A 21,222-nucleotide genomic window follows, 5' to 3' on the forward strand; every position below is an offset into this window, starting at 1 on the left:
TATTTCCTAGCCCCTGAAGAGAATCATCAAAATTGAAAGAATACCTGTCAAACCCAAGACAACATGGATCGACAGACTCAGGAACAGGGAAAGAACTTTACTCGCCTCTCCATGTACATAGTCTTCTATCACCACTTGCATTCCCTGTTGGGAATGAAGAAGGCCGACAGAGATCAAAAGAATTAACAATCCTGCAACAACAGGCGATTGAACCCATTCCAGAAACTGCACATGATCAGCCCCGGTCATCAACGCAACCGAAAACACAAACCACAAAACAAGCGGAACAAGAGCCAAACTGGTCAGGCGTTGAGCCCACCAATGCGAAGAGCCATCTTTTGCTGAGCCCAATCCACGAGCACGTCCCAAAGGCGTACGAAGCGACATATCAAGCTCCTCCCATTACATAGGCGAGGGCCCAAAGCCCCAACGTGATAATGACTGAGAATACAATCACAGCCTTACCGGATGCATACGCGGTTTCAAGCTCTAGACCTTTACCTGCATCCCAGTAGAGATGCCGAATGCCGTTACAAAGGTGGAAAACGAGAGCAAACGTCCAACCGAAAAGAAGTAATCGGCCGAACCAAGATCCCAAGAAGGATTGTACCAGTTCAAAATATTCCACGCCGCTTGCTGCTGCAGCAAGCCACCAGATCAGAACGATGGAACCCACGGATGTGGCAACGCCCATGATGCGGAATAGAATAGAAAGTACGGAAGTTAATTGAGGACGATACACCTGCAAATGAGGTGAAAGAGGTCTGTTACCCCTGGACATGTTTTCTTTCCCGATATTGCGCACTGGTTCCGCTTTTCAACTTCGCGCGCCTTATATTTAGCAGAACCCAAAGATTTGATGACGTTAAACCGCAATGCAGCATTAGTCAATGCAAGGCGACTAAAACTCGTTAAAGAACGACCCGACGACAAACAAGTATTTTACGAACATAAGAATTGTGACTTTTACTTATTAACATCACCTTAAAACTTCCAAACATCTCCATGTTGCGCTGCACAGCCACATTTACAAAAAGAAGTATTAAAATAAAAAATAATTTTAACTTTGCAACAACTGATAATACTCATGAAAAACAAACTATATTACTCTTAAAAAGGAACACTCTAAGAAAAGAGCATTGGACACACAGAATATTTATTGTTTCGATACAATATTATTAATCACCTCAAACGCTGTAAATCATCCAACATCAGAGAGATTTTTATTTTGGCATCAACACTGTGTAATCAAAATCCAAAACGACATTTTCCCGATACTGCTCTTCGCTATTCTTCAGGGGGAAATTCTCACCATTGCTATTCTTGGTAGCTACCAAGCGAATTCTCAAAGCCCCGATATCACCACATTCCGAAAGCTCAATTTTATCCAGCACTTCACTCCAGGCATAGATCGTATCCCCTGCAAACGTCGGTGCTACGTGGGCGCCTCCATTAATTGCAACAACTTTGAACGCATTTTCCATACCATTGAAAGACAAAGCACGAGCGATAGAGATGATGTGCCCCCCATAAATCAAACGTCGCCCAAAACGACCTTGGGATTCTGTATGTTGGTTAAAGTGAACCTTTGCTGTGTTCTGATAGAGTCGGGTCGCCATTTGATGCTCAGCCTCTTCGATGGTCATGCCGTCGACGTGGGCTATACGTTCGCCAACACTATAATCTCCCCACCTATAGGTCGACCCAGATAAAGTAAAATCATACCCTGTTAAATTTACTTCCTTGGGAATTGATAAGGATCCTGCGGCAACACTTTCGCTCAACTCAGGCACAACAACTACCGGAGCGGCAGCATCAACATCACGCTTTCGCACCATAACCCAGCGCACATACTGTAGCACCATTTCGCCGTGTTGATTTCGCCCGGTGGACCGAACGTAAACAACCCCGGTTTTGCCGTTGGAATTCTCCTTTACACCGATCACATCACTCACAGTAGAAACGGTATCGCCCGGATAAAGGGGCACCCCAAAAACACCTTCGGCATAACCAAGGTTTGCCACGGCATTCAAGGAAATATCAGAAACGGTCTTCCCAAAGACAATGTGAAATGCAAAGAAATCATCTACCGGCGCGCGATCAAAGCCAAGGGATCTCGCAAACTCATCTGAAGAGGAAAAAGCAAACCTGGATCCATAAAGAGCAGTGTAAAGGGCCTGATCACCAGAGGTTATCGTTCTCGGGGTCGCATGCCTAAGCACCATACCGGGATAAAAATCTTCAAAAAAATTCCCTTGCTGGGTTTTGTGCTGGGTTTTACTTTTAGTATGATTTTTCACACCCATGATCTATCCCCTTAAGACACACTCTGTTCCAAAACCATGATCGCATCTGAATACTCGATCAATCTTCGCGCTTCATCGGCATGAAGGTTTTCAATCAGATGCCCATCAAGCACGACAACCCCTTGCCCCAGTTTTTTTCCCTCTTCAAAAGCTGACACGATAGCCCGCGCCTTTTCTACCGCTTCTTTCGAAGGACCAAAGGTATTGTTTGCAACAGAGATCGTTTTGGGATGGATCAGTGTTTTACCATCGAAACCCAGGGCTAACCCCTGCACACAGACTTCCGCAAAAGCATCGTCATCATTAAGATCAAGACAAACCCCATCGACAATACCAATGCCATAAGCTCTGGCAGCTAACAAGCATAGCCCCAGCGACGTAATCACCGGCAAGCGCTCTCGTGTATGTCGGGCCTGTAAATCCTTAACCAGATCAGAAGTCCCCATGACAAAACAGGAAATCCGCTCGGATGAAGCCGCTATTTCTTTGGCATTGAGCATCCCCAAAGGCGTTTCCATCATACACATCACTGACATGGTTTCAGGGGCACCAGACTTGTTCATCAGATCGACAAGATTAAGCACTTGTCTTTCATTTTCGACCTTGGGCAGTAAAATCGCATCGGCTTCTGTACCCGAGATCGCCTTGATATCCTCGAGGCCCCATTCTGTGTCCAGTCCATTCACACGAACAATGATTTCGCGCTTGCCATATCCACCTTGACGTAAAGCCTCAACAACCATTTCTCGTGCTTCGTTTTTTTTGTCGTCAGTAACAGCATCTTCCAAGTCAAAAATAAGCGCATCCGCCGAAAGGCTTCGCCCCTTTTCCAAGGCTCTGGCTTTTGAACCGGGCATATAAAGAACAGATCTTCTCGGTTTTGGGGCCGCTACCATCTTCAACTCCTCTGTCTTGTTCTGCAGTCATTTTAATACGCAACACCTAATTGTGCACTGCAGCATTTACTGCATAATTCCATCAAACGAAACGACAAACAAGACTTTTTATTTCCTTTTTCCCTTTCACATCCATCTATAATTACCCAAATTCGGGAAAGGCTTCACCCCTACCCTTTAACCTATCCCTCTTTTACGCAACAGACCGAACACGCTGACGTAAAGAGAAAAGACCACCAAAAGCAATCAAAACAAGTGGCAGAACAGTCACCGCAACCGCTGTCCAACTGAAACTGGAAATCAGAACTCCTGACCCAAAAGACGCCAAGGTCGATACAAGTGCGATGAGCGTATCATTAACCCCTTGAAGAGCGGATCTCTCACCTGCACTCAAATTCTCATTCAACATATTTGTTGCCCCAATAAACCCAAAATTCCATCCAAGCCCCAGCAAGATTAGCGCAAGGTAAAAGTTCTCTAGCTCAATACCTGCCATGGCCATGCCTGCCGACAGACAAAGCAGTACCAAGCCACAAGAAATAATTTTCCCAGACCCAAACCGAGAAATCAGGCTTCCGGTAAAGAAACTCGGCGCAAACATAGCAATGACATGCCATCGAATTACGTCACCAGCCTGCACATCAGTAAAACCGCACCCCACCATGGCAAGAGGTGTCGGCGCCATCAACAAAACCATGACACCAAACGAAACTGCAGCACAAAGTATGGCCGTAAAAACGGCTGGGCGACGTATAATCTCTCCAACCGTTGCGACTTTCTTGTTTTCATTCAATTGGTCCGCATTACCTGTTTCTGGCAAGCGCAATGCAAGAATAGGAAGGCTCCCGATAATGGACAATACCGTGATCGCCCCATAGGCACCCGCAAAGGGAATAGGAGAGAAGAGATCTTTACTGTAGATAAAGACTTCTGGCCCCACCAGCGCCGCAACTAATCCGGAGCCAAGAGTAAAGGAAATCGCTTTCGGTCGCCAAGATTCAGAAACAACTTCGGCTGCGGCAAATCTAAAAAAACCAAAACAAATCAGCGCACTTCCCATCGCAGCATGGGCGAAGCACAAGGTATAAAAATTTTCATAGAACAGGCTATAAACGCCTAAGGCCCCGCCAGATGCCGCAATTGTCGCCCCAAGAAGAAACCCAAGCTTTCTGCCATACTTTCCCATAAAAACGGACATAGGCGCTGCTGTTAACATCCCCGCCAGCATCTGTACTGAAACAGGCAGGATTGCGAGTTCATTTGCAGGCGCAAGCATAGCCCCAGCCAATCCACCTAAGATAATAAGCATAGGCATCGGCGTTCCAAGAACGGCATTGCCCAGTAAAATTAGCGAAAAGTTAAGTCGCTGTGTTTGGTCTGGCATCGTCACATTATCGCTCATACTGTTACAGGCATCCTTAGCCCAGATTAATTTTAAAGGTTTCGACTATAATTTCGACTGTACCTCAAACAATCACTGTCAAAAATGTAATTCAAACATCAAATATTGCCAAATATCGTATTATAGGCAATATTGGCGGAGGATTAAGGAGCAAAACTTTGAGACCAAGGAAAACACTGGGAACAGAGAAAAGGAGCCGAGAAATCGGCGTTCTGATTTTTGATAACGTAAATCTTTTAGATATAAGCGGCCCCGTGCAAGCTTTTCATAGCGCCTCTTCTCCAGAGACCACAGCCTCAAAGACGCCAACAAAAACGGACCCAACGGCAAATAAAAAGCCTGTAAGCAGGGCAAATGACATACCGCTTTACAAGCATCGCTTTCTCTCGCTTGATGGCAATTCCATTCACACATCCTGTGGGATGGAAATAATGCCCCACGGAAAAATCACCGACCTTCATCCTTGTTTGGACTTGTTAATACCGGGCGGCAACGGCGTTGATGGACTTCTTGAAAACGGGACCTTACTGCAAACGCTAAAAGCGTTTCACACCACGAACAAAGATCGCCGACTGATTTCAATTTGTTCAGGCGCTCTTATTCTTGCGGCAGCAGGTGTTCTTGACGGACGCGAAGCCACAACCCATTGGTCACGAGAACAAATGGCAAAAGAACGCTTCCCCAATGTGAACTGGAAGCTCAACACCATCTACACAAAGTCAGATCAGATCTACACTTCGGCGGGCGTCTCAACAGGTATTGACCTGGCAATGGCAATTATCGAGGAAGACCACGGCACATCAAACTCACTTGATGTCGCCCAGGAACTCGTCGTCTACCTCCGTCGAAATGGTGGGCAAAAACAGTTCTCGGATCTTCTTGAAGCTCAGAAACGCTTAGAACCAAAACTACTACAACTTGTCGACAAGATAAGCGCCGACCTCTGCCGGAGTTGGACATTATCAGAACTGTCAAAAGAGGCGAACATGACACCGCGCACACTTGATCGCCGCTTCAATCAAGCTCTAGGCTCTTCCCCTGTCCAGTTTGTAGAACTCACCCGCCTTAACCAGGCGAGAATCCTTCTCACCAAAGGCGTTTTAATGAAGCAGGTCGCGAATTTATGTGGCTTTGGTGATCTCCAAAAAATGCGCAGAAGCTTTCAGCGCAATCTCGGTATCACAACAACAGAGTACCTTCAGCACTTTGGCCCGGTGAATTAGTTTACGATTATTACGCCTCACAAACCCTAGTATGAATTTTAAGACACAAGGAATCAAAAAGGGGCTCACTAATAAATTTCCTAGCACCCGCGACCATAAAAAAAGGGCTCGGAAATAAATTTCCGAGCCCGGCAAGTACGACAGAGGAGGTATTAAGGAATAACCTCAGCTTAGCTGAGATGATCCTTAATAAGCAGTTCAGCAATTTGAACTGCGTTAAGGGCTGCGCCCTTACGTAGGTTGTCAGCAACAACCCACAAACTTAAGCCATGTTCTACAGTTGGATCCGTCCGGATACGGCTAACGAATGTTGCATCTTCGCCCTGTGCTTCATGCGGTGTTACGTAACCTTCATCCTGACGATAGTCGATAACGGTGATACCTGGTGTATCTTTCAGTGCCTCACGAGCTTGTTCGACAGTCACATCTTTTTCGAATTCAACGGAAACAGCTTCAGCGTGACCGATGAAAACAGGAACACGAACACAAGTTGCAGTAACCTTGATCTTTGGATCGAGAATCTTCTTGGTCTCGACCATCATCTTCCACTCTTCTTTGGTGTAGCCATCTTCCATAAAGACATCGATGTGTGGAATTACGTTAAAGGCAATCTGCTTGGTAAAACATTCTTTTTTCACCGGATCATTCACAAAAATCCCACGTGTTTGATTAAACAACTCATCCATAGCATCCTTACCAGAACCAGAAACAGCCTGATAGGTAGAGACAACCACACGTTTGATCAAACCAAGTTCATGCAATGGCTTCAGGACGTGAACCATCTGAATGGTAGAGCAGTTCGGGTTGGCAATGATATTACGCTTTTTGTAGCCAGCCAAAGCTTCCGGATTAACTTCCGGTACGATCAAAGGAACATCCGGATCCATACGGAAGTGGGATGTGTTATCGATCACAACAGCACCCGCCGCAGCAGCTTTTGGAGAGTATTCCGCAGACACCGCGCCACCAGGTGATGACAGGACAATGTCGATCCCCTTGAAGTCAAAATTAGCAAGGTTTTGAACAGTCAGTTCACCTTCTTCGCCATAAGAAACCTGGGTACCTGCTGAACGGCTGGATGCAAGAACGGTGATATCATTGATATCGAACCCGCGCTCAGACAGAGTTGTTAGAACTTCACGACCTACGGCGCCAGTAGCGCCCATTACTGCAATCTTATGACCCATGGCTTTAGCCTATGCTCTTTCATTTACTGGCCCAAAGGACCGGTTTAAAAAATCTTCACATCCTCACCACCTCAAAAGTGGCAACAGAAGCCCTAAAGAAAAAGGGCCGCCCCTCAATGGGACGGCCCTTGTATCAGCCTTTATTCCCGAGAGGGTTTACCTACTGCCGCCCATCTTAACCTTCATGGTTTTGACAGGCGTGGTGGTAATCGTGGTCCATGTAGTTGTTGCAACTGGACGCGCAGCAGCGAACGCACGACGAAGAGACTTCGCAGTGTGTGCAGCGCGCGTGGCCATATGTGCAACGTTATTAAACATAAACTCTATTCCACTTGGGATTTAACTCGGGCGTAAACCTAGTCAGCTTTACCAGCTTGGTCAACATTGAAATTTTGGATTCTTCTTTTAAGCTGCCAGACAGGTGGGCTATACGCTCATATAGCCACCCATCTTTCACTTAAATGCTAAAAGTTAGATGCATTGGCACACTTTGTCCCAATATTCATCGGTGCAAACACCTCTCCATTAATGGTCAGCTCCTGCCCACCACTTTGTGTCAGGTTTGTCGGCATGAATTGTGATTTCCCACAAGCAACCGACGTATTTGTTGTCGTGATATTAGCATCAATATCTTTAAAATCACCCATCATCCAGAACCCTGCATTTGCTGCATTATCAATTGTAACTTGATCAAAAGTTAAATTTTCAACATCCCGCATCATTCTCATTAATTGCACCCCTATAATATCAACATTCACAATATCGATATTCGTAAAAGCTGAATCTTTGATTTCCTGAATCATCATCCCGCTATTCGATGCATTCGTGATGGTGATATTATCAAAGTTATAGTTTTTATTTTCAGTTGCACCGACGATAATTGATCCGTCACTCGAAAAACCACTAATATTAATTCCACTATAATTTCCAAGTGAGTTCATCGCGCCCAAATTGCTTAAGTTGGAATTTTTAAAGTTCACATCTGCCGAAACAATAAACGCCACGCCATCAGCACCCGTTTTATCGATGTTCAAATTATCAAAAGTCGCATCGTGAAGATAATGATGGACCATCCCCTCTTTACGCGATCGCGAGATGGATGAATTTGTCACATTTAAATCCGTAACAGCATTCGAGAAAAGCCCCGTGCCTAGGTAATCAGCTCTATATCCATCAATATTGATATTATCGGAACTAACCAGTCGCAGACCAACCCCTGTTACCGTACTATTAGGGTTCGCATTAGAAAAGCCGTCTGCATTTTCAAAATCCAGATTAGTAACTTCCAAATCCGAGACGGTAAGGCCGGATCCGTTCTCAAAATTCAACCCTACTTGCGCTGTGTTGCTAATTCGGACCCGATCTATACGGACATTACTTTTCCCGTCAGCATGAATACCGTGTGATCCACCAGAAATCGTCATACCTGAAAGTGTCGAATTATTATTCATTTCAAAGACGTGTTTATTTTCATCCGTGCCATGGATATGGGTTTGGCCAAAGCTCATTTCCCGTCCTGTAGTTGGATGCTTAACGTTGAACTGTCCGCGAACCCGCTGTCCCGATTGTAGAGTTATCGTATCCTCAACGTTTAATACCTGACCTTTCCCATTAACAAAGCTAACCTGATCTACCGACGCGGTTTCAATCGCGGTTTTTAAATCAGCGCCTGACTTGCCATCAATCACATTCAAATTCGTAAGCTGCTGCCCCGTTTCCATATCAATCGCAGGCACCTCAGCACCAAAACTTCCCGCTTGAGCAACCACATCAACATCACGGACAATAGTTTCCGTCATTCTTTTTTCAATTTTTGAAAGACGTTTCCGTTTTTTTGCGATATCAGGCTGCAAAGGAATACGGAATTTAACACCGACAAATCCTTGATTTCCCCGCGGGTTATCACGTTGCACTTCACCGCTAAAACTAATCCGTGTACCAGCCATAAGAACATCATTAAGGCGATACTCTGCTCTTAATCTTGGCCCCGTTACACTGTCCAAATCATCTTCCCAGAAATGATATCCACCTAACGATAACTTAAACTCATCAGAACCATCCTCGGTTACAGATAACCATGGAAGAGTATGGCCAATTTCAAAATCCATCCCCTTCATAGCCCGCTCTTCACCTTCTTTCATCGTAATCGAACTACCATTAAGCTGGACGCTATCATGCCGAGCGGAGGTTTTGACTGTATCGCCAAAAGGCACATAACCGTTCATTCTAAGATCAAAATCACCCGACATAACTTCCGCACCAAATGTCATTTGATTAAAACTATTACCTTCGGGCGAACGTCTACGGTCGTAGAAGCCATATCCACCAATCAGCCAGTCCTCATCAATAATATGACGATACCCCAATCCAATATTAACTTCTCTTGATTTGTTGTTATCCATTTTCCCCCGTACATCGAGGAAGAGCATACTGTCGTCATTTTGGTGCAATGGGACAAAAACAGTACTCTCACCAAGATGTCTATCTGTACCGTACTTTCCTTCAAGTTCTATATGTGCACCCCATTTTTTTGACGGGTCTTTGTTTGCTTCAATTTTTTCTTCGGCAACAACCCAAGTACTACAAAGCATCGTTGAGGACATAAACATTAGTGCGAGAGCTGCTCGGCGATAGCCAGCAGCTTGAGATGTGTTTTTAGGCATTTTAGGAAACTCTTATTATTTGATGATAATGCGACTCATTATCATCAAATAAACGTTTTGTTAACAAAAATTTAGCCTTTTATTTTCTTGCTCAATTAAGGGTAGAAAGGATGCTACAAGTAATATTCTTTATTGGCTATTATCGAAAATCGACACAAAAAAAGAGCTGTGAGAAACGTCTCACAGCTCTTTAAAAGACTTAGCTTAAATCTAAGGAACTAAGCAGCCTGTTCGTCTAAAGCACGAAGAAGAGCATCGCCCATACCTTCAGTAGAAACGATTTCACAACCAGAAGCCATGATGTCGCCAGTGCGCTTGCCGGATGCCAGAACTCTATTCACACCGTTTTCAATCAAATCAGCTTCATCGCCCATATCGAAGGAATAGCGCAGGTTCATGGCAAAGGAGAGAATGGTCGCCAGTGGGTTAGCTTTGTTTTCACCAGCGATATCCGGTGCAGAGCCGTGTACAGGCTCGTACATTGCTTTGCGACGCCCCGTTTCATCCGTCGCGCCTAAAGAGGCTGAAGGCAGCATCCCCAGAGACCCAGTCAGCATTGCCGCCGTATCGGACAACATGTCTCCAAACAAGTTATCAGTCAGAATAACATCAAACTGTTTCGGCGTACGTACCAACTGCATGGAGCAGTTATCAGCATACATATGAGACAGCTCAACATCGTCAAAACCTTCACCATGCAGCTTGGTTACTTCTTCACGCCATAACAGGCCTGATTCCATAACATTGGCTTTTTCAACAGAACAAACCCGGCTATCGCGTTTGCGTGCGAGATCAAAAGCAACCTCGGCAACACGGCGAATTTCAGATGTTGTGTAAACTTGCGTGTTGATACCGCGACGCTCACCATTGCCGAGATCTTCGATACCACGCGGTTCACCAAAGTAAACGCCGCCAGTCAGTTCGCGTACGATCATGATATCCAGACCAGAAACCAGTTCTGGCTTTAGGGATGAAGAATCAACCAGCGCATCAAAACAAAGCGCCGGACGCAAGTTGGCAAAAAGTTCCATTTCCTTACGTAAACGCAAAAGGCCGCGTTCAGGCTTGATAGAAAAATCAAGATTATCCCACTGCGGCCCACCTACAGCACCCAATAACACGGCATCGGCTTCCATTGCCTTATCCATTGTTTCATCAGCCAGGGGAACACCGTGCTTATCAATCGCAGAACCACCGACCAAATCTTCGTCGATATCAAAGGTCACTGCACGACGCTTGTCCATCCAATCCACAACGCGACGGACTTCACGCATAACTTCAGGACCGATTCCATCCCCGGGGAGAATCAATAGATTTTTATTAGATGCCATGTTTCTTCTTCCGAATTTTTTACAAAGAGAAGACTGGCGATTGCCAGCCTTTCTATAAACACAGACTCACGAGGTAATCTCAACAACACCTCAGGGCCTTTTCACAACAAAATGAGGGCCATAAACGGCCCCCATCAAATTCTTACAGCCAAGGCTGTGTCGCTTTACGCTTATTCTCAAACGTATCAATATGTGCCGACTTTTCAAAAGTCAGACCAATATCGTCCAGACCATTCAGCAAACAATGTTTACGGTGGGCATCAACTTCAAAAGTAAGTGTGCCGCCATCCGGACCTTTGATTTCCTGTGTCTCTAAATCAACGGAAACAACAGCATTTGCCCCACGCTTCGCATCATCCATCAACTTGTCCACATCTTCCTGTGGCAAAGCGATCGGCAAGATACCGTTCTTAAAGCAATTGTTATAAAAGATATCTGCAAAGCTTGGCGCAATAACACAGCGAATGCCCTGATCCAACAGTGCCCACGGCGCATGTTCACGGGAAGAACCACAGCCGAAGTTATCACCGGTAACCAGAATCTGTGCTTCTTTATAGGCAGGTTCATCCAGAACGAAATCAACAGGATTACCGTCTTCATCCGTACGTAGTTCGTAGAACAAACCAGCTTTCAAACCTGTCCGTTTAACAGTTTTCAAAAACTGTTTTGGGATAATCATATCCGTATCGATGTTCACCAATGGCAAGGGAGCCGCCACAGAGGTGAGTGATGTAAACTTATCCATACTCTGTAATCCTTTGCTTAGTCGTATTTGCGAACATCATCGAAATGACCTGCGATCGCAGCAACAGCTGCCATTGCCGGACTCACCAGATGTGTACGACCGCCGCGGCCCTGACGACCTTCGAAGTTACGGTTTGATGTAGATGCACAACGCTCACCCGGTGACAGACGGTCAGCATTCATCGCAAGGCACATGGAACACCCCGGCTCACGCCAGTCAAAACCAGCTTCGGTAAAGATCTCATCAAGACCTTCTTCTTCTGCCTGAATTTTAACCAGGCCAGATCCGGGGACAATCATCGCATAAACGCTATCGGCAACCTTGCGACCTTTTGCGATACGCGCTACTTCGCGCAAATCTTCAATACGTCCATTTGTGCAGGACCCGATAAAGACTTTATCAATCGCAATTTCTTTAATCGCCTGACCAGCTTTGAGATCCATGTATTCAAGAGAGCGCTCAATCGCTGATTTTTTGTTGTCGTCCCGACCATCAGACGGTGCAGGCACAACGGCAGAAATACCAACCACGTCTTCCGGCGAAGTACCCCAGGTAACCTGTGGTTCGATATCTGCGGCCTTAATGATAACTTCCTTATCATAAGTCGCACCGTCATCAGAAGGCAGGGTCTTCCAATACTCAACAGCCTGTTCCCAGTTACCCGCTTTCGGCGCCATTGGGCGGCCTTTGATATATTCAAATGTTGTCTCATCAGGGGCAATCAGACCCGCGCGAGCACCAGCCTCAATCGACATGTTACAGATCGTCATGCGGCCTTCCATAGAAAGCTTACGCATAGCTTCACCTGCATATTCGATCACATAGCCCGTACCACCCGCAGTACCGATGACACCAATAATGTGTAGCACCATGTCTTTCGCGGTAACACCCGGCAGCAAATCACCTTCGACAGTGATACGCATTGTTTTAGCAGGTTTTTGGATTAGCGTTTGCGTCGCCAGAACATGTTCAACTTCGGATGTGCCAATACCAAAGGCAAGTGACCCAAATGCACCGTGCGTCGCCGTGTGGCTATCACCACAAACAATTGTCATTCCCGGCAGAGTAAAGCCCTGCTCTGGGCCGATAATATGCACGACGCCCTGACGGACATCATCCATACCAAAAAGCTGCACGCCAAACTCTTCACAGTTACTGGAAAGCGTTTCAACCTGAATGCGGCTTTCCTCATCGGCAATTCCCTGTGCACGACCAGATGTCGGTACGTTGTGATCGGGAACAGCAAGCGTGTTTTCCGGGCGGCGAACCTTACGGCCAGCCATACGAAGTCCTTCAAACGCCTGTGGGCTTGTTACTTCGTGCACCAGATGGCGATCAATATAAAGCAAACAGGTGCCGTCTTCTTGACGGTCAACCAGATGGCTATCCCAAATCTTTTCGAAAAGGGTACGCGGGTTACTCATCCTAACATCGTCCTCGTATATTTTACTGCGTAATTTTTTGGTGGCTATTTCCACCTAAACAGGCCCTGTCAACGAGGCTAAACCTCTAACAGCGGCCAAGCAGTTTTCTTACTAGTTTCGGGCGGAGCATAGCGCTTCCGCAGTGCGGCGAAAAGTCCTTTAGAACGATTGAATCTGTTTTTATGACAATTCTATAAGAAAATTTCACGTTTGGCCTGCGAATCACATACTTTATATAGAAAGAAATTGCTCAACTTTCTAAATATCGCCATTTTTGCACGCAGCTCACCTCACAGATAAAGTGAAGACATTGTGAGGGAAAATAGCTTTAATAACAGATAATTATTAATCATCTTCACAGCCATTGACCATTTATGCCACAGGATTGTTACTGGACGAACACTCACCAAATGGCCTCAGTCTGCCCATAATAAGTACATATGTTCATGACAATATACTTTTAGATTAAGTTTTCGGCAGAAGTGGGATTTATTAATATGGCCAGTTTTACACAGAGATTCTCCAGACAACTGGCTGTGCTCTTGGCTATGACAATACTGGTCTTCACCAGTGGCTTCAGCCCCTTCGAGTCGCTTTTTGCCCCCAGCTCAAATCTTATCCCCCGATGGGCAGACTTTAGTGCGGAAAGCACACAGGCCGTTAATCAGGATGAATGGAACGGCTTTATTCGAAAGTATCGTGAAGAGAGCTTTGACGGTATCGCACGGATTGCTTACCACCGCGTCAATCTTGATGACCATCTGGCGCTCAAAGAACATCTGGAATACCTGCAAAGTATCAAGGTCAGTAACCTTAACAGGGACCAACAACTGGCCTATTGGATTAACCTATACAATGCAGCAACCGTAAATTTGATTTTGGAACACATGCCCCTTGAAAGTATCCGGGACATCAATATTTCACCGGGACTATTTGCATCTGGTCCATGGGGGAAAAAGCTACTTCGTATAGAAGGAGAGAAAGTTTCCCTGAATGATATCGAACACGGTATTCTACGTCCGGGCTGGAAAGACCCGCGTATCCACTATGTGCTCAACTGTGCATCCCTCGGCTGCCCCGACCTTCCTAATGAAGCCATCACAGCCACTGAGTTCGATACCCAGTTAACTGTTGCTGCTCAACGTTTTATTGACCATCCACGCGCGGTGAATATCGGCGAAAATAACGAAGCTGTTGTTTCCAGCATTTATGTTTGGTTCAAAGATGACTTTGGCGGCAGCGATGCATCCGTGCTGGATCATCTGCGCACCTACGCCTCGAAAGAACGCCAAAAAGATCTGATGAAAATCCGCTCTATCGAAAACCATACCTATAACTGGAACTTGAACTCTGTTCCCATCGTCGCCACGGCTTCAACAGGATCATGAAAAGCCTCTGATTTCTTTACAAAACCAAAATCGACTATGAAATAAAATCAATAAAAAAGGGTGCCCTGCGGCACCCTTTTTTATAATTTCTGATCGACGAGAAATCTCTTCGTCGACAGTCCGTAGTAGTACGGCTTACTTTTTAGCTGCAGCTTTAGCAGCGGCTTTATCAGCGCGATCTGCAGCAGCAGCTTTACCAGCAGCACCGGTTGTTTTTTCTGCGATACGTGCAGATTTACCACGACGGCCACGTAGGTAGTAAAGTTTCGCACGACGCACATCACCGCGACGGATCAACTCAACTGAATCAACACGTGGGCTGTAAAGTGGGAATACACGCTCAACGCCTTCACCGTAAGAAATCTTACGAACAGTGAAAGAAGAGTTCAGGCCAGCATTTTTACGTGCAATACATACGCCTTCAAATGCCTGGATACGCTCACGTGTACCCTCAACAACTTTAACGTTTACGCGGACGGTATCACCAGCAGCAAACTCGGTAACTTTTTTGCCATCTGTAAGTTTGGCAACCTGATCAGCTTCCAGCTTCTCGATTACATTCATGTTTCTATCCTCTACCATTCTATTGGGGCCAATGACCCGTTTAACTTTTCAACGGACCTAACGGCCCAGCTTGGTATCGTTACGTTTATCCAGGTACTTTTCCCACAAATCCGGGCGTCGTTCCCTGGTAATTTTTTCCGCCTGTTCCTGACGCCACTGCTTTATCTTTCCATGGTGGCCAGAGGAAAGGACCTCGGGCACCTTGCGATCTTGCCATTCGGCAGGCCGCGTATAGAGCGGATATTCCAGTAACCCAGTCTCAAACGATTCTTCGTCTGCGGATTCCTTGTTTCCCATAACCCCCGGCAATAACCTGATGACAGCATCCATAAGGATTAATGCCGCCTGTTCACCACCGGACAGGATGTAATCACCAACCGAAACCTCTACCACTTCACGCGCGTCCAAAACCCGCTGATCGATCCCTTCGTAACGCCCACACAAGAGAGTTACCCCGGGTCCTGCCGCTAACTCTTTGACCAAACTTTGGTCCAAAAGCCGTCCGCGCGGCGAGAGATAGATAACCGGACCAGCATTGCCAGCCACAGAGTCCAAAGCCGCATCAACAATATCTGGACGCATTACCAAACCAGCACCTCCCCCAAAGGGGATAGCATCAACAGTACGGTGTTTATCATACGCAAAATTGCGGATGTCCACCTTTTCCAACTCCCAAACCCCTTTTTCAAGGGCTTTACCCGCCAGGGATAATCCCAGAGAGCCCGGAAACATTTCCGGATGGAGCGAAAGCACTGTTGCTTTCCAGTTTGCTGTCACGCTATCCAACATCTTGTTGAACAACCCGGTTTGAAAGACATGACAAAAAGACCACCGATCTTTTCCTTAGTCTTCCCGACCCAGAACAACATCGGGCATATCAACAACGATACGCTGCCCTTCGATGTCCACAACCGGAACAGAGCTTTCGGTAAAGCTGACCATTTCCGATTGTCCACTGTCACTGACAAATTCAAGAATATCCCCAGCGCCAAAATCGAAAACACCTTTTACGGTACCAAGAGCCACTCCTTGAGCGTTCTCGACCTTAAGGCCCACGAGATCAGAATAGTAATATTCGTCGTCTTCTGTCAGTTTCGGTAGAAGATCTCGGTTAACATATAGTTTTGTTCCTCGCATTTCCTGGGCGCGATCACGATCTTTCACCCCCTCAATCCGCGTAAGAACAGTACCCTTGGCCTGGCCTGTTACGGTAATTTTGAGGCGGTTGCCCGCATCATCCGTCACCGGTCCAAATGCCGCCACGTCTTCAGGAATTTCGGTGTAGCTTTTGACCTTCACCCCGCCACGCACACCGTGCGCACCAGCGATCACACCTACACAAATTCTATCTTCGTGGTTTGAAGCCATGAGCTAAGAAATCCTAAGTTCGCCGAATTACTCAGCTGCGCTTTCTTCAGAAGCTGAAGCAGCTTCCTCAGCAGCTGCTTCAGCAGCCATACGCTTTTCTTCCAGACGCTCTTTTGCTTTGGCTTTCATTTGGTTTTTCTTAGTCTGCTCTGGAACAGCACGCTTTTCAGCAAGACCAAGGTTACCTAGGAAACGCGCAACGCGATCTGTAGGTTGAGCACCAGTAGACAACCAGTACTTAACGCGATCTTCGTCCAAGATCAGACGCTCTGGGTGATCTTTTGGTACCATTGGATTATAGGCGCCAATCTTTTCGATGAAGCGACCATCACGTGGAGCACGAACGTCGGCAACTACGATACGGTAGTATGGACGCTTTTTGGCGCCGCCACGGGCTAGGCGAATTTTTACAGCCATTTCAGTTCCTCTTGTTAAACACTAAACTTAATAATACTCAATTTACTCAGAAGCACTCTTTCGTGGTCATCCCTTATTTAGGGAAGCCCATCCCAGGAGGCATCAGGTTTTGCAACCCACCCCGCATCATGCCTTTCTTGCCCATTTTCTGGACCTTCTTCATCATGCGGGCAGCTTCCTGCTGTTGCTTTAGAAGCTTGTTCACATCTTGAACCGAAGTACCGGAACCATTCGCAATACGGGTTCTCCGCTTTGCTTTGATAACTTCCGGTTTTTCACGTTCATGAGGTGTCATTGATGAAATGATAGCCAATTGACGATTGATAATTTTGTCGTCAACCTTGGCATCTTTCAATTTCTTCATCTGGGCGGAGTTCATACCCGGAAGCATGTTCAACAGGCTCGACATACCACCCATTTTTTGCATTTGTTTAAGCTGAGACGCCAAGTCATTCAGATCAAACTTACCCTTCTTCATTTTCTCGGCAAGTTTGGCAGCTTCTTCCTCTTCAAAGGATTCAGCAGCCTTTTCAACCAAGGAAACCACGTCGCCCATACCCAAAATACGAGAGGCAACACGCGAAGGATGGAAATCTTCTAGTTCTTCGAGCTTTTCACCGACACCAATCAACTTGATCGGGCATCCGGTTACCGCACGCATAGACAATGCCGCACCACCGCGCGCATCACCATCCATACGGGTCATCACGATACCACTTAATCCAATCTTTTGGTTAAAGGTATCAGCAACAGTAACCGCATCCTGACCCGTCATCGCATCAGCAACCAGCAACGTTTCTGCTGGCTTGGCGGCATCCCGAACACTTGCGACTTCGCCCATCAACTCTTCGTCAATAGCCAAACGTCCTGCGGTATCGAGCATCACGACATCGAAACCTTCAAGCGCACCGGTCTGGACCGCACGTTTGGCAATAGCGACAGGTTGCTCACCAGGAACAATATTCAAGGTTCTCACGCCGATTTGCGCACCAAGGACAGCTAGCTGTTCTTGCGCAGCAGGACGGCGAACGTCGAGAGAAGCCATCAGGACTTTCTTGCGTTCTTTCTCGGCCAGACGCTTAGATATTTTTGCCGTCGATGTGGTCTTACCAGATCCTTGCAGACCAACCATCATAATGACGGCAGGCGGTGTCACCTGTAGATTAAGAGCAACGTGGTCTGCACCTAACATCTCGCTGAGCTGATCGTTGACGATCTTTACGACCATCTGACCCGGGGTCACAGACTTTAGAACATCCTGGCCGACAGCTTCAGCCTTTACCTTTTCGATAAAGTCTTTGACCACAGGTAACGCCACGTCAGCCTCAAGCAAAGCAACACGCACTTCGCGCAGAGCAGCTGTAACGTCAGCCTCACTCAATGCACCACGGCGCTTCAGCTTGTCAAAGACTGATCCCAGACGATCCTGTAAGCTATCGAACATACTGTTCCTCTTTCCCTCAATCATCCAGCCAACATGGCTGGAAACGGTAATCTCAAAGGCCAAACGCAACTTACGCCAGTGCGCGATACTCGCGGACTGGCGGAGCTCCTTAGAGCTTATGCACTTAACTTTTGCAGATATTTGAGCGGAACCTATAAAAAACCAGTGATCAGGTCAAGTCTTTTCAGCAAATCAGATCCTAGAGAGCCCAGTCTTCCAGCACTTTGGAGTCGCCAAGTGTCACTACACTAAGAAATACAATCATTCGTCAGTTGTCATGTTTTGCAACACAGCTAATTATGCGCGGCAAATAAATATAAAAAACAATGCCTTCTGATGCCAGCATGCGAACTTTACACATTGAAAACATCAAACCTACATCCGATTCAGGAAAAGAATCGACATGCTAGAAATTAATATAAAAACCCAGCCAATCAAAAAACTTTACAATTACTGGTTAAGCAAAGCCCCCCTAGGCATGTTACCTGCCAGACATGATATCGATCCAGCTGAAATGGCTGAATTTTTGCCTCACCTAATATTACTTGATGTGCAGACTGATCCGCTCGATTTCAGATACAGGCTAATTGGGACACATATATCTGCTTATCTAAAAGAAGACCTCACAAGTCGATGGATGAGCACGCTAGACCATCAAAAGCCCCCCAGCAGAATATGGGATAACTGCAAAAAGGCTGTCGAGACACGTGGTCCTGTCTTCCCCTACACCCCATATATCGGACCAAAACAGGATATCGTGGAAATGGAAGATTTGATTCTTCCCTTAGCCAGAGACGGCATAAACGTCGACATGTTGCTCGTCGGCGTTACCTATATACACAAAACAACTGATTAATTCACCTTAATACTTCGACATCCATAATCTTGTACGCTTTTAAATAGACAGATTACCCTTTATCTTATACCTGATTAACGACGCAAAGCCTCAGTGAAGAGACACTCTGGGGCGACAATGCCTTCAGATGAGTACGAAATGAGCGGTAGATCCTTTATCAAAATGCATGGCCTCGGCAACGATTTTGTTGTCATTGATGCCCGCGACGAAGCCTTCACCCCAACAAAAGACCAATCACGCCTGATCGCAGATCGTCGTTATGGCATCGGGTGTGATCAATTCATTATAATTGAAAAAAGCTCTAAACCTGAAGCCAATGCCTTCATGCGCATAAAAAATGCCGATGGCAGTGAAGTCGGCGCTTGTGGCAATGCTACGCGCTGCATTGCCTCGTTACTTATGGATGAGGCAGAAAAAGATAACGTCACCATAGAAACACTTGCTGGTTTACTACATGTCAGTAAAGAAGCGAATGGTCTGATTACCGCAAATATGGGGCCTGCGCTTCTGGATTGGAAAGATATCCCGCTTGCAGAAGAAAGAGACACCCTTAACACAGGCATAAAACTCCCCCCGTTACGCAACCCTGTTTGTGTCAACATGGGAAATCCACACGCCGTTTTTTTTGTTGAAGACACCGAGGCCATTGAACTCGAAGCGTTGGGACCTAGACTAGAACATCATCCTCTTTTCCCTGAACAGGCCAATATCAGCGTTGCCTCCTTGATTGATGAGAATCATATCCGGCTACGCGTCTTTGAACGGGGAGTTGGAATAACCTCTGCCTGCGGTTCCGGGGCCTGCGCTGCTGCAGTTGCCTCGGCAAGGCGCGGGCTGACAGGCAAAAAAGTACAAGTCGACCTTGATGGTGGCCCCCTGTATATCCATTGGCAAGAAGACGGTACTGTCCTTATGACTGGTCCTGTTTCAAAAGCATTCAAAGGACATATTTCCCCCGAACTTTTGCAACTATCTAAATAGATAAAAATCAAAAATAAATCATAACTCATAGAAACTACTCTCTCCGCGGCACGAACAGAAAGACAGTTGACGCTAACTTTCTCATTGCATTTCCCCTTAAAGATGTACATTTTTCTTATCAATTCAGGGGGATTTAATGAAAATTATATTGATTGTCGCTTTCTGTCTCGCCGTACTTACAGCATGTCAGACAACAAAATCCGATAAAATTGATGATCCCTACGGGGCCTTTGCGGTTGGCCACGATTTCACCCCTTTGCGGGATGCTGATTTTGCCAAAGAAATGAAACGAAACATTCCCAATCCAGACAATACTGTTCTTTTTATCTACAATCACGGCACTAGTAACGGTGGGCACGGGCAAAAGTGTTATCCTGAATCAATTCCGTCTTACGCACGTGCAATTGTGCGTCAACACGACAACACTGTAATTTTCTATCTATGCTCTCAACAAGTAAGCGGGAAAGCCCCAGGTGAGTCCCGTTATTTCAAAAGAAGTGCCGAACTAGAACTTCTTTTGGAAAGGTTCAAACGCCACGGGGTTACTGCTAACCGGACCTTTTTGCTAGGTCATTCAGGGGGCGCGTCAACCACCCTGATTGCTGCAGCAGATATACCGGATTCTTTTAACGGATTCATCGTTTCAGCCCCGGGATACGGCTTTGCCTATACAGGCGAAAGTAAAGAATCAGACGACCTGGCGCCTTACTATCAAATCTGGAAATCAACGATAGAACAAGCGACTGAAAAACCGGGATTGGTTTATGCCTTCGAAGGCGACACAATCGCACCGCCAGAAGATCTTGATTTTATGGAAAATATGAAGAACATCACCTTACTCGTTCAAACTCCGGAAGACTGTGGCATTTCTGACTTTCATGGCTACCCTTGGAGCCGCTGCTTCAGAGAAAAAGAAACGCCTCAAATTTGGCAATATATTCAACACCGTATTTTTGTCGAACAAAAGCAAGCCACCAACAACATAAATTAGCTTTCGCCTAACATAGCTGACTTGCAAAGCCGTTGC

General features: G+C 46.2%; 21 protein-coding genes. 5 read left to right on the forward strand and 16 right to left on the reverse strand.

Features of this window, described 5'->3' with window-relative positions:
• Nucleotides 1–6 precede the first annotated feature (6 nt).
• The 5 genes from sdhD to ACN0QW_RS13735 all read right to left on the reverse strand — a co-directional run bounded on the left by sdhD (nucleotide 7) and on the right by ACN0QW_RS13735 (nucleotide 4,604).
• Nucleotides 7–387, reverse strand: a complete 381-nt coding sequence (gene sdhD, locus ACN0QW_RS13715; protein WP_299374170.1) for a succinate dehydrogenase, hydrophobic membrane anchor protein — start codon at nucleotides 385–387, stop codon at nucleotides 7–9.
• A gap of 1 nt (nucleotide 388) precedes the next feature.
• Nucleotides 389–781 carry a succinate dehydrogenase, cytochrome b556 subunit gene (sdhC, locus tag ACN0QW_RS13720; RefSeq protein WP_299374167.1) on the reverse strand — a complete coding sequence of 131 codons (393 nt, stop codon included), beginning with the start codon at nucleotides 779–781 and terminating at the stop codon, nucleotides 389–391.
• A gap of 442 nt (nucleotides 782–1,223) precedes the next feature.
• Nucleotides 1,224–2,306, reverse strand: coding sequence for a MaoC family dehydratase (locus ACN0QW_RS13725; RefSeq protein ID WP_417432175.1), 1,083 nt, complete (start codon nucleotides 2,304–2,306; stop codon nucleotides 1,224–1,226).
• Between the two features lie 11 nt (nucleotides 2,307–2,317).
• The gene (locus ACN0QW_RS13730; protein WP_417432176.1) at nucleotides 2,318–3,202 is read right to left on the reverse strand and encodes an HpcH/HpaI aldolase/citrate lyase family protein; all 885 of its coding nucleotides are present in this window, start codon (nucleotides 3,200–3,202) and stop codon (nucleotides 2,318–2,320) included.
• Between the two features lie 193 nt (nucleotides 3,203–3,395).
• Complete coding sequence (locus ACN0QW_RS13735) at nucleotides 3,396–4,604, reverse strand: MFS transporter (protein WP_417432177.1); 1,209 nt, start codon at nucleotides 4,602–4,604, stop codon at nucleotides 3,396–3,398.
• 158 nt (nucleotides 4,605–4,762) lie between these two features.
• On the opposite strand from ACN0QW_RS13735, the gene ACN0QW_RS13740 reads away from it, so the two are divergent.
• Nucleotides 4,763–5,827 carry a GlxA family transcriptional regulator gene (locus ACN0QW_RS13740; RefSeq protein ID WP_417432178.1) on the forward strand — a complete coding sequence of 355 codons (1,065 nt, stop codon included), beginning with the start codon at nucleotides 4,763–4,765 and terminating at the stop codon, nucleotides 5,825–5,827.
• Between the two features lie 170 nt (nucleotides 5,828–5,997).
• Here ACN0QW_RS13740 and ACN0QW_RS13745 read toward each other — a convergent pair whose 3' ends face one another.
• The 6 genes from ACN0QW_RS13745 to leuC form a co-directional block, all read right to left on the reverse strand.
• Nucleotides 5,998–7,014, reverse strand: coding sequence for an aspartate-semialdehyde dehydrogenase (locus ACN0QW_RS13745; RefSeq protein ID WP_299374153.1), 1,017 nt, complete (start codon nucleotides 7,012–7,014; stop codon nucleotides 5,998–6,000).
• Between the two features lie 156 nt (nucleotides 7,015–7,170).
• The gene (locus ACN0QW_RS13750; protein WP_299374151.1) at nucleotides 7,171–7,332 is read right to left on the reverse strand and encodes a hypothetical protein; all 162 of its coding nucleotides are present in this window, start codon (nucleotides 7,330–7,332) and stop codon (nucleotides 7,171–7,173) included.
• A gap of 146 nt (nucleotides 7,333–7,478) precedes the next feature.
• Nucleotides 7,479–9,677, reverse strand: coding sequence for an inverse autotransporter beta domain-containing protein (locus ACN0QW_RS13755; RefSeq protein ID WP_417432179.1), 2,199 nt, complete (start codon nucleotides 9,675–9,677; stop codon nucleotides 7,479–7,481).
• A 218-nt stretch (nucleotides 9,678–9,895) separates the two neighbouring features.
• Nucleotides 9,896–11,008, reverse strand: coding sequence for a 3-isopropylmalate dehydrogenase (leuB, locus tag ACN0QW_RS13760; RefSeq protein WP_417432180.1), 1,113 nt, complete (start codon nucleotides 11,006–11,008; stop codon nucleotides 9,896–9,898).
• Nucleotides 11,009–11,150: 142 nt separating this feature from the next.
• Nucleotides 11,151–11,753: a 3-isopropylmalate dehydratase small subunit gene (gene leuD, locus ACN0QW_RS13765; protein WP_417432181.1), complete on the reverse strand. Its 603-nt coding sequence runs from the start codon at nucleotides 11,751–11,753 to the stop codon at nucleotides 11,151–11,153.
• Between the two features lie 17 nt (nucleotides 11,754–11,770).
• Nucleotides 11,771–13,177, reverse strand: a complete 1,407-nt coding sequence (leuC, locus tag ACN0QW_RS13770; protein WP_299374139.1) for a 3-isopropylmalate dehydratase large subunit — start codon at nucleotides 13,175–13,177, stop codon at nucleotides 11,771–11,773.
• Nucleotides 13,178–13,674: 497 nt separating this feature from the next.
• On the opposite strand from leuC, the gene ACN0QW_RS13775 reads away from it, so the two are divergent.
• A complete protein-coding gene (locus ACN0QW_RS13775) occupies nucleotides 13,675–14,565 on the forward strand; it encodes a DUF547 domain-containing protein (protein WP_417432182.1) in 891 nt (296 codons plus the stop codon).
• 135 nt (nucleotides 14,566–14,700) lie between these two features.
• Here ACN0QW_RS13775 and rplS read toward each other — a convergent pair whose 3' ends face one another.
• From rplS to ffh, 5 genes are all read right to left on the reverse strand, one after another.
• Nucleotides 14,701–15,129, reverse strand: coding sequence for a 50S ribosomal protein L19 (rplS, locus tag ACN0QW_RS13780; RefSeq protein ID WP_047764988.1), 429 nt, complete (start codon nucleotides 15,127–15,129; stop codon nucleotides 14,701–14,703).
• A gap of 57 nt (nucleotides 15,130–15,186) precedes the next feature.
• Complete coding sequence (gene trmD / locus ACN0QW_RS13785; RefSeq protein ID WP_417432183.1) at nucleotides 15,187–15,918, reverse strand: tRNA (guanosine(37)-N1)-methyltransferase TrmD; 732 nt, start codon at nucleotides 15,916–15,918, stop codon at nucleotides 15,187–15,189.
• Nucleotides 15,919–15,972: 54 nt separating this feature from the next.
• Nucleotides 15,973–16,497, reverse strand: a complete 525-nt coding sequence (rimM, locus tag ACN0QW_RS13790; RefSeq protein ID WP_417432184.1) for a ribosome maturation factor RimM — start codon at nucleotides 16,495–16,497, stop codon at nucleotides 15,973–15,975.
• Between the two features lie 27 nt (nucleotides 16,498–16,524).
• Nucleotides 16,525–16,914 (reverse strand): 30S ribosomal protein S16, encoded by a 390-nt coding sequence (gene rpsP, locus ACN0QW_RS13795; RefSeq protein ID WP_299374121.1) that lies wholly within the window; start codon nucleotides 16,912–16,914, stop codon nucleotides 16,525–16,527.
• 73 nt (nucleotides 16,915–16,987) lie between these two features.
• Entirely contained in the window at nucleotides 16,988–18,358 is a 1,371-nt protein-coding gene (gene ffh / locus ACN0QW_RS13800; protein WP_417432185.1) for a signal recognition particle protein, read from the reverse strand.
• Between the two features lie 403 nt (nucleotides 18,359–18,761).
• Here ffh and ACN0QW_RS13805 point away from each other — a divergent pair, with 403 nt between their 5' ends.
• The 3 genes from ACN0QW_RS13805 (at nucleotide 18,762) to ACN0QW_RS13815 (ending at nucleotide 21,186) form a co-directional block, all read left to right on the forward strand.
• Entirely contained in the window at nucleotides 18,762–19,214 is a 453-nt protein-coding gene (locus ACN0QW_RS13805) for a PAS domain-containing protein (protein ID WP_417432186.1), read from the forward strand.
• 117 nt (nucleotides 19,215–19,331) lie between these two features.
• Nucleotides 19,332–20,195 (forward strand): diaminopimelate epimerase, encoded by an 864-nt coding sequence (gene dapF / locus ACN0QW_RS13810; protein ID WP_417432187.1) that lies wholly within the window; start codon nucleotides 19,332–19,334, stop codon nucleotides 20,193–20,195.
• A 136-nt stretch (nucleotides 20,196–20,331) separates the two neighbouring features.
• Nucleotides 20,332–21,186 carry a hypothetical protein gene (locus ACN0QW_RS13815; RefSeq protein WP_417432188.1) on the forward strand — a complete coding sequence of 285 codons (855 nt, stop codon included), beginning with the start codon at nucleotides 20,332–20,334 and terminating at the stop codon, nucleotides 21,184–21,186.
• The last annotated feature ends 36 nt before the right edge of the window (nucleotides 21,187–21,222 follow it).

This window comes from Kiloniella sp. (genome assembly GCF_048259265.1).
Classification (GTDB): domain Bacteria; phylum Pseudomonadota; class Alphaproteobacteria; order Kiloniellales; family Kiloniellaceae; genus Kiloniella.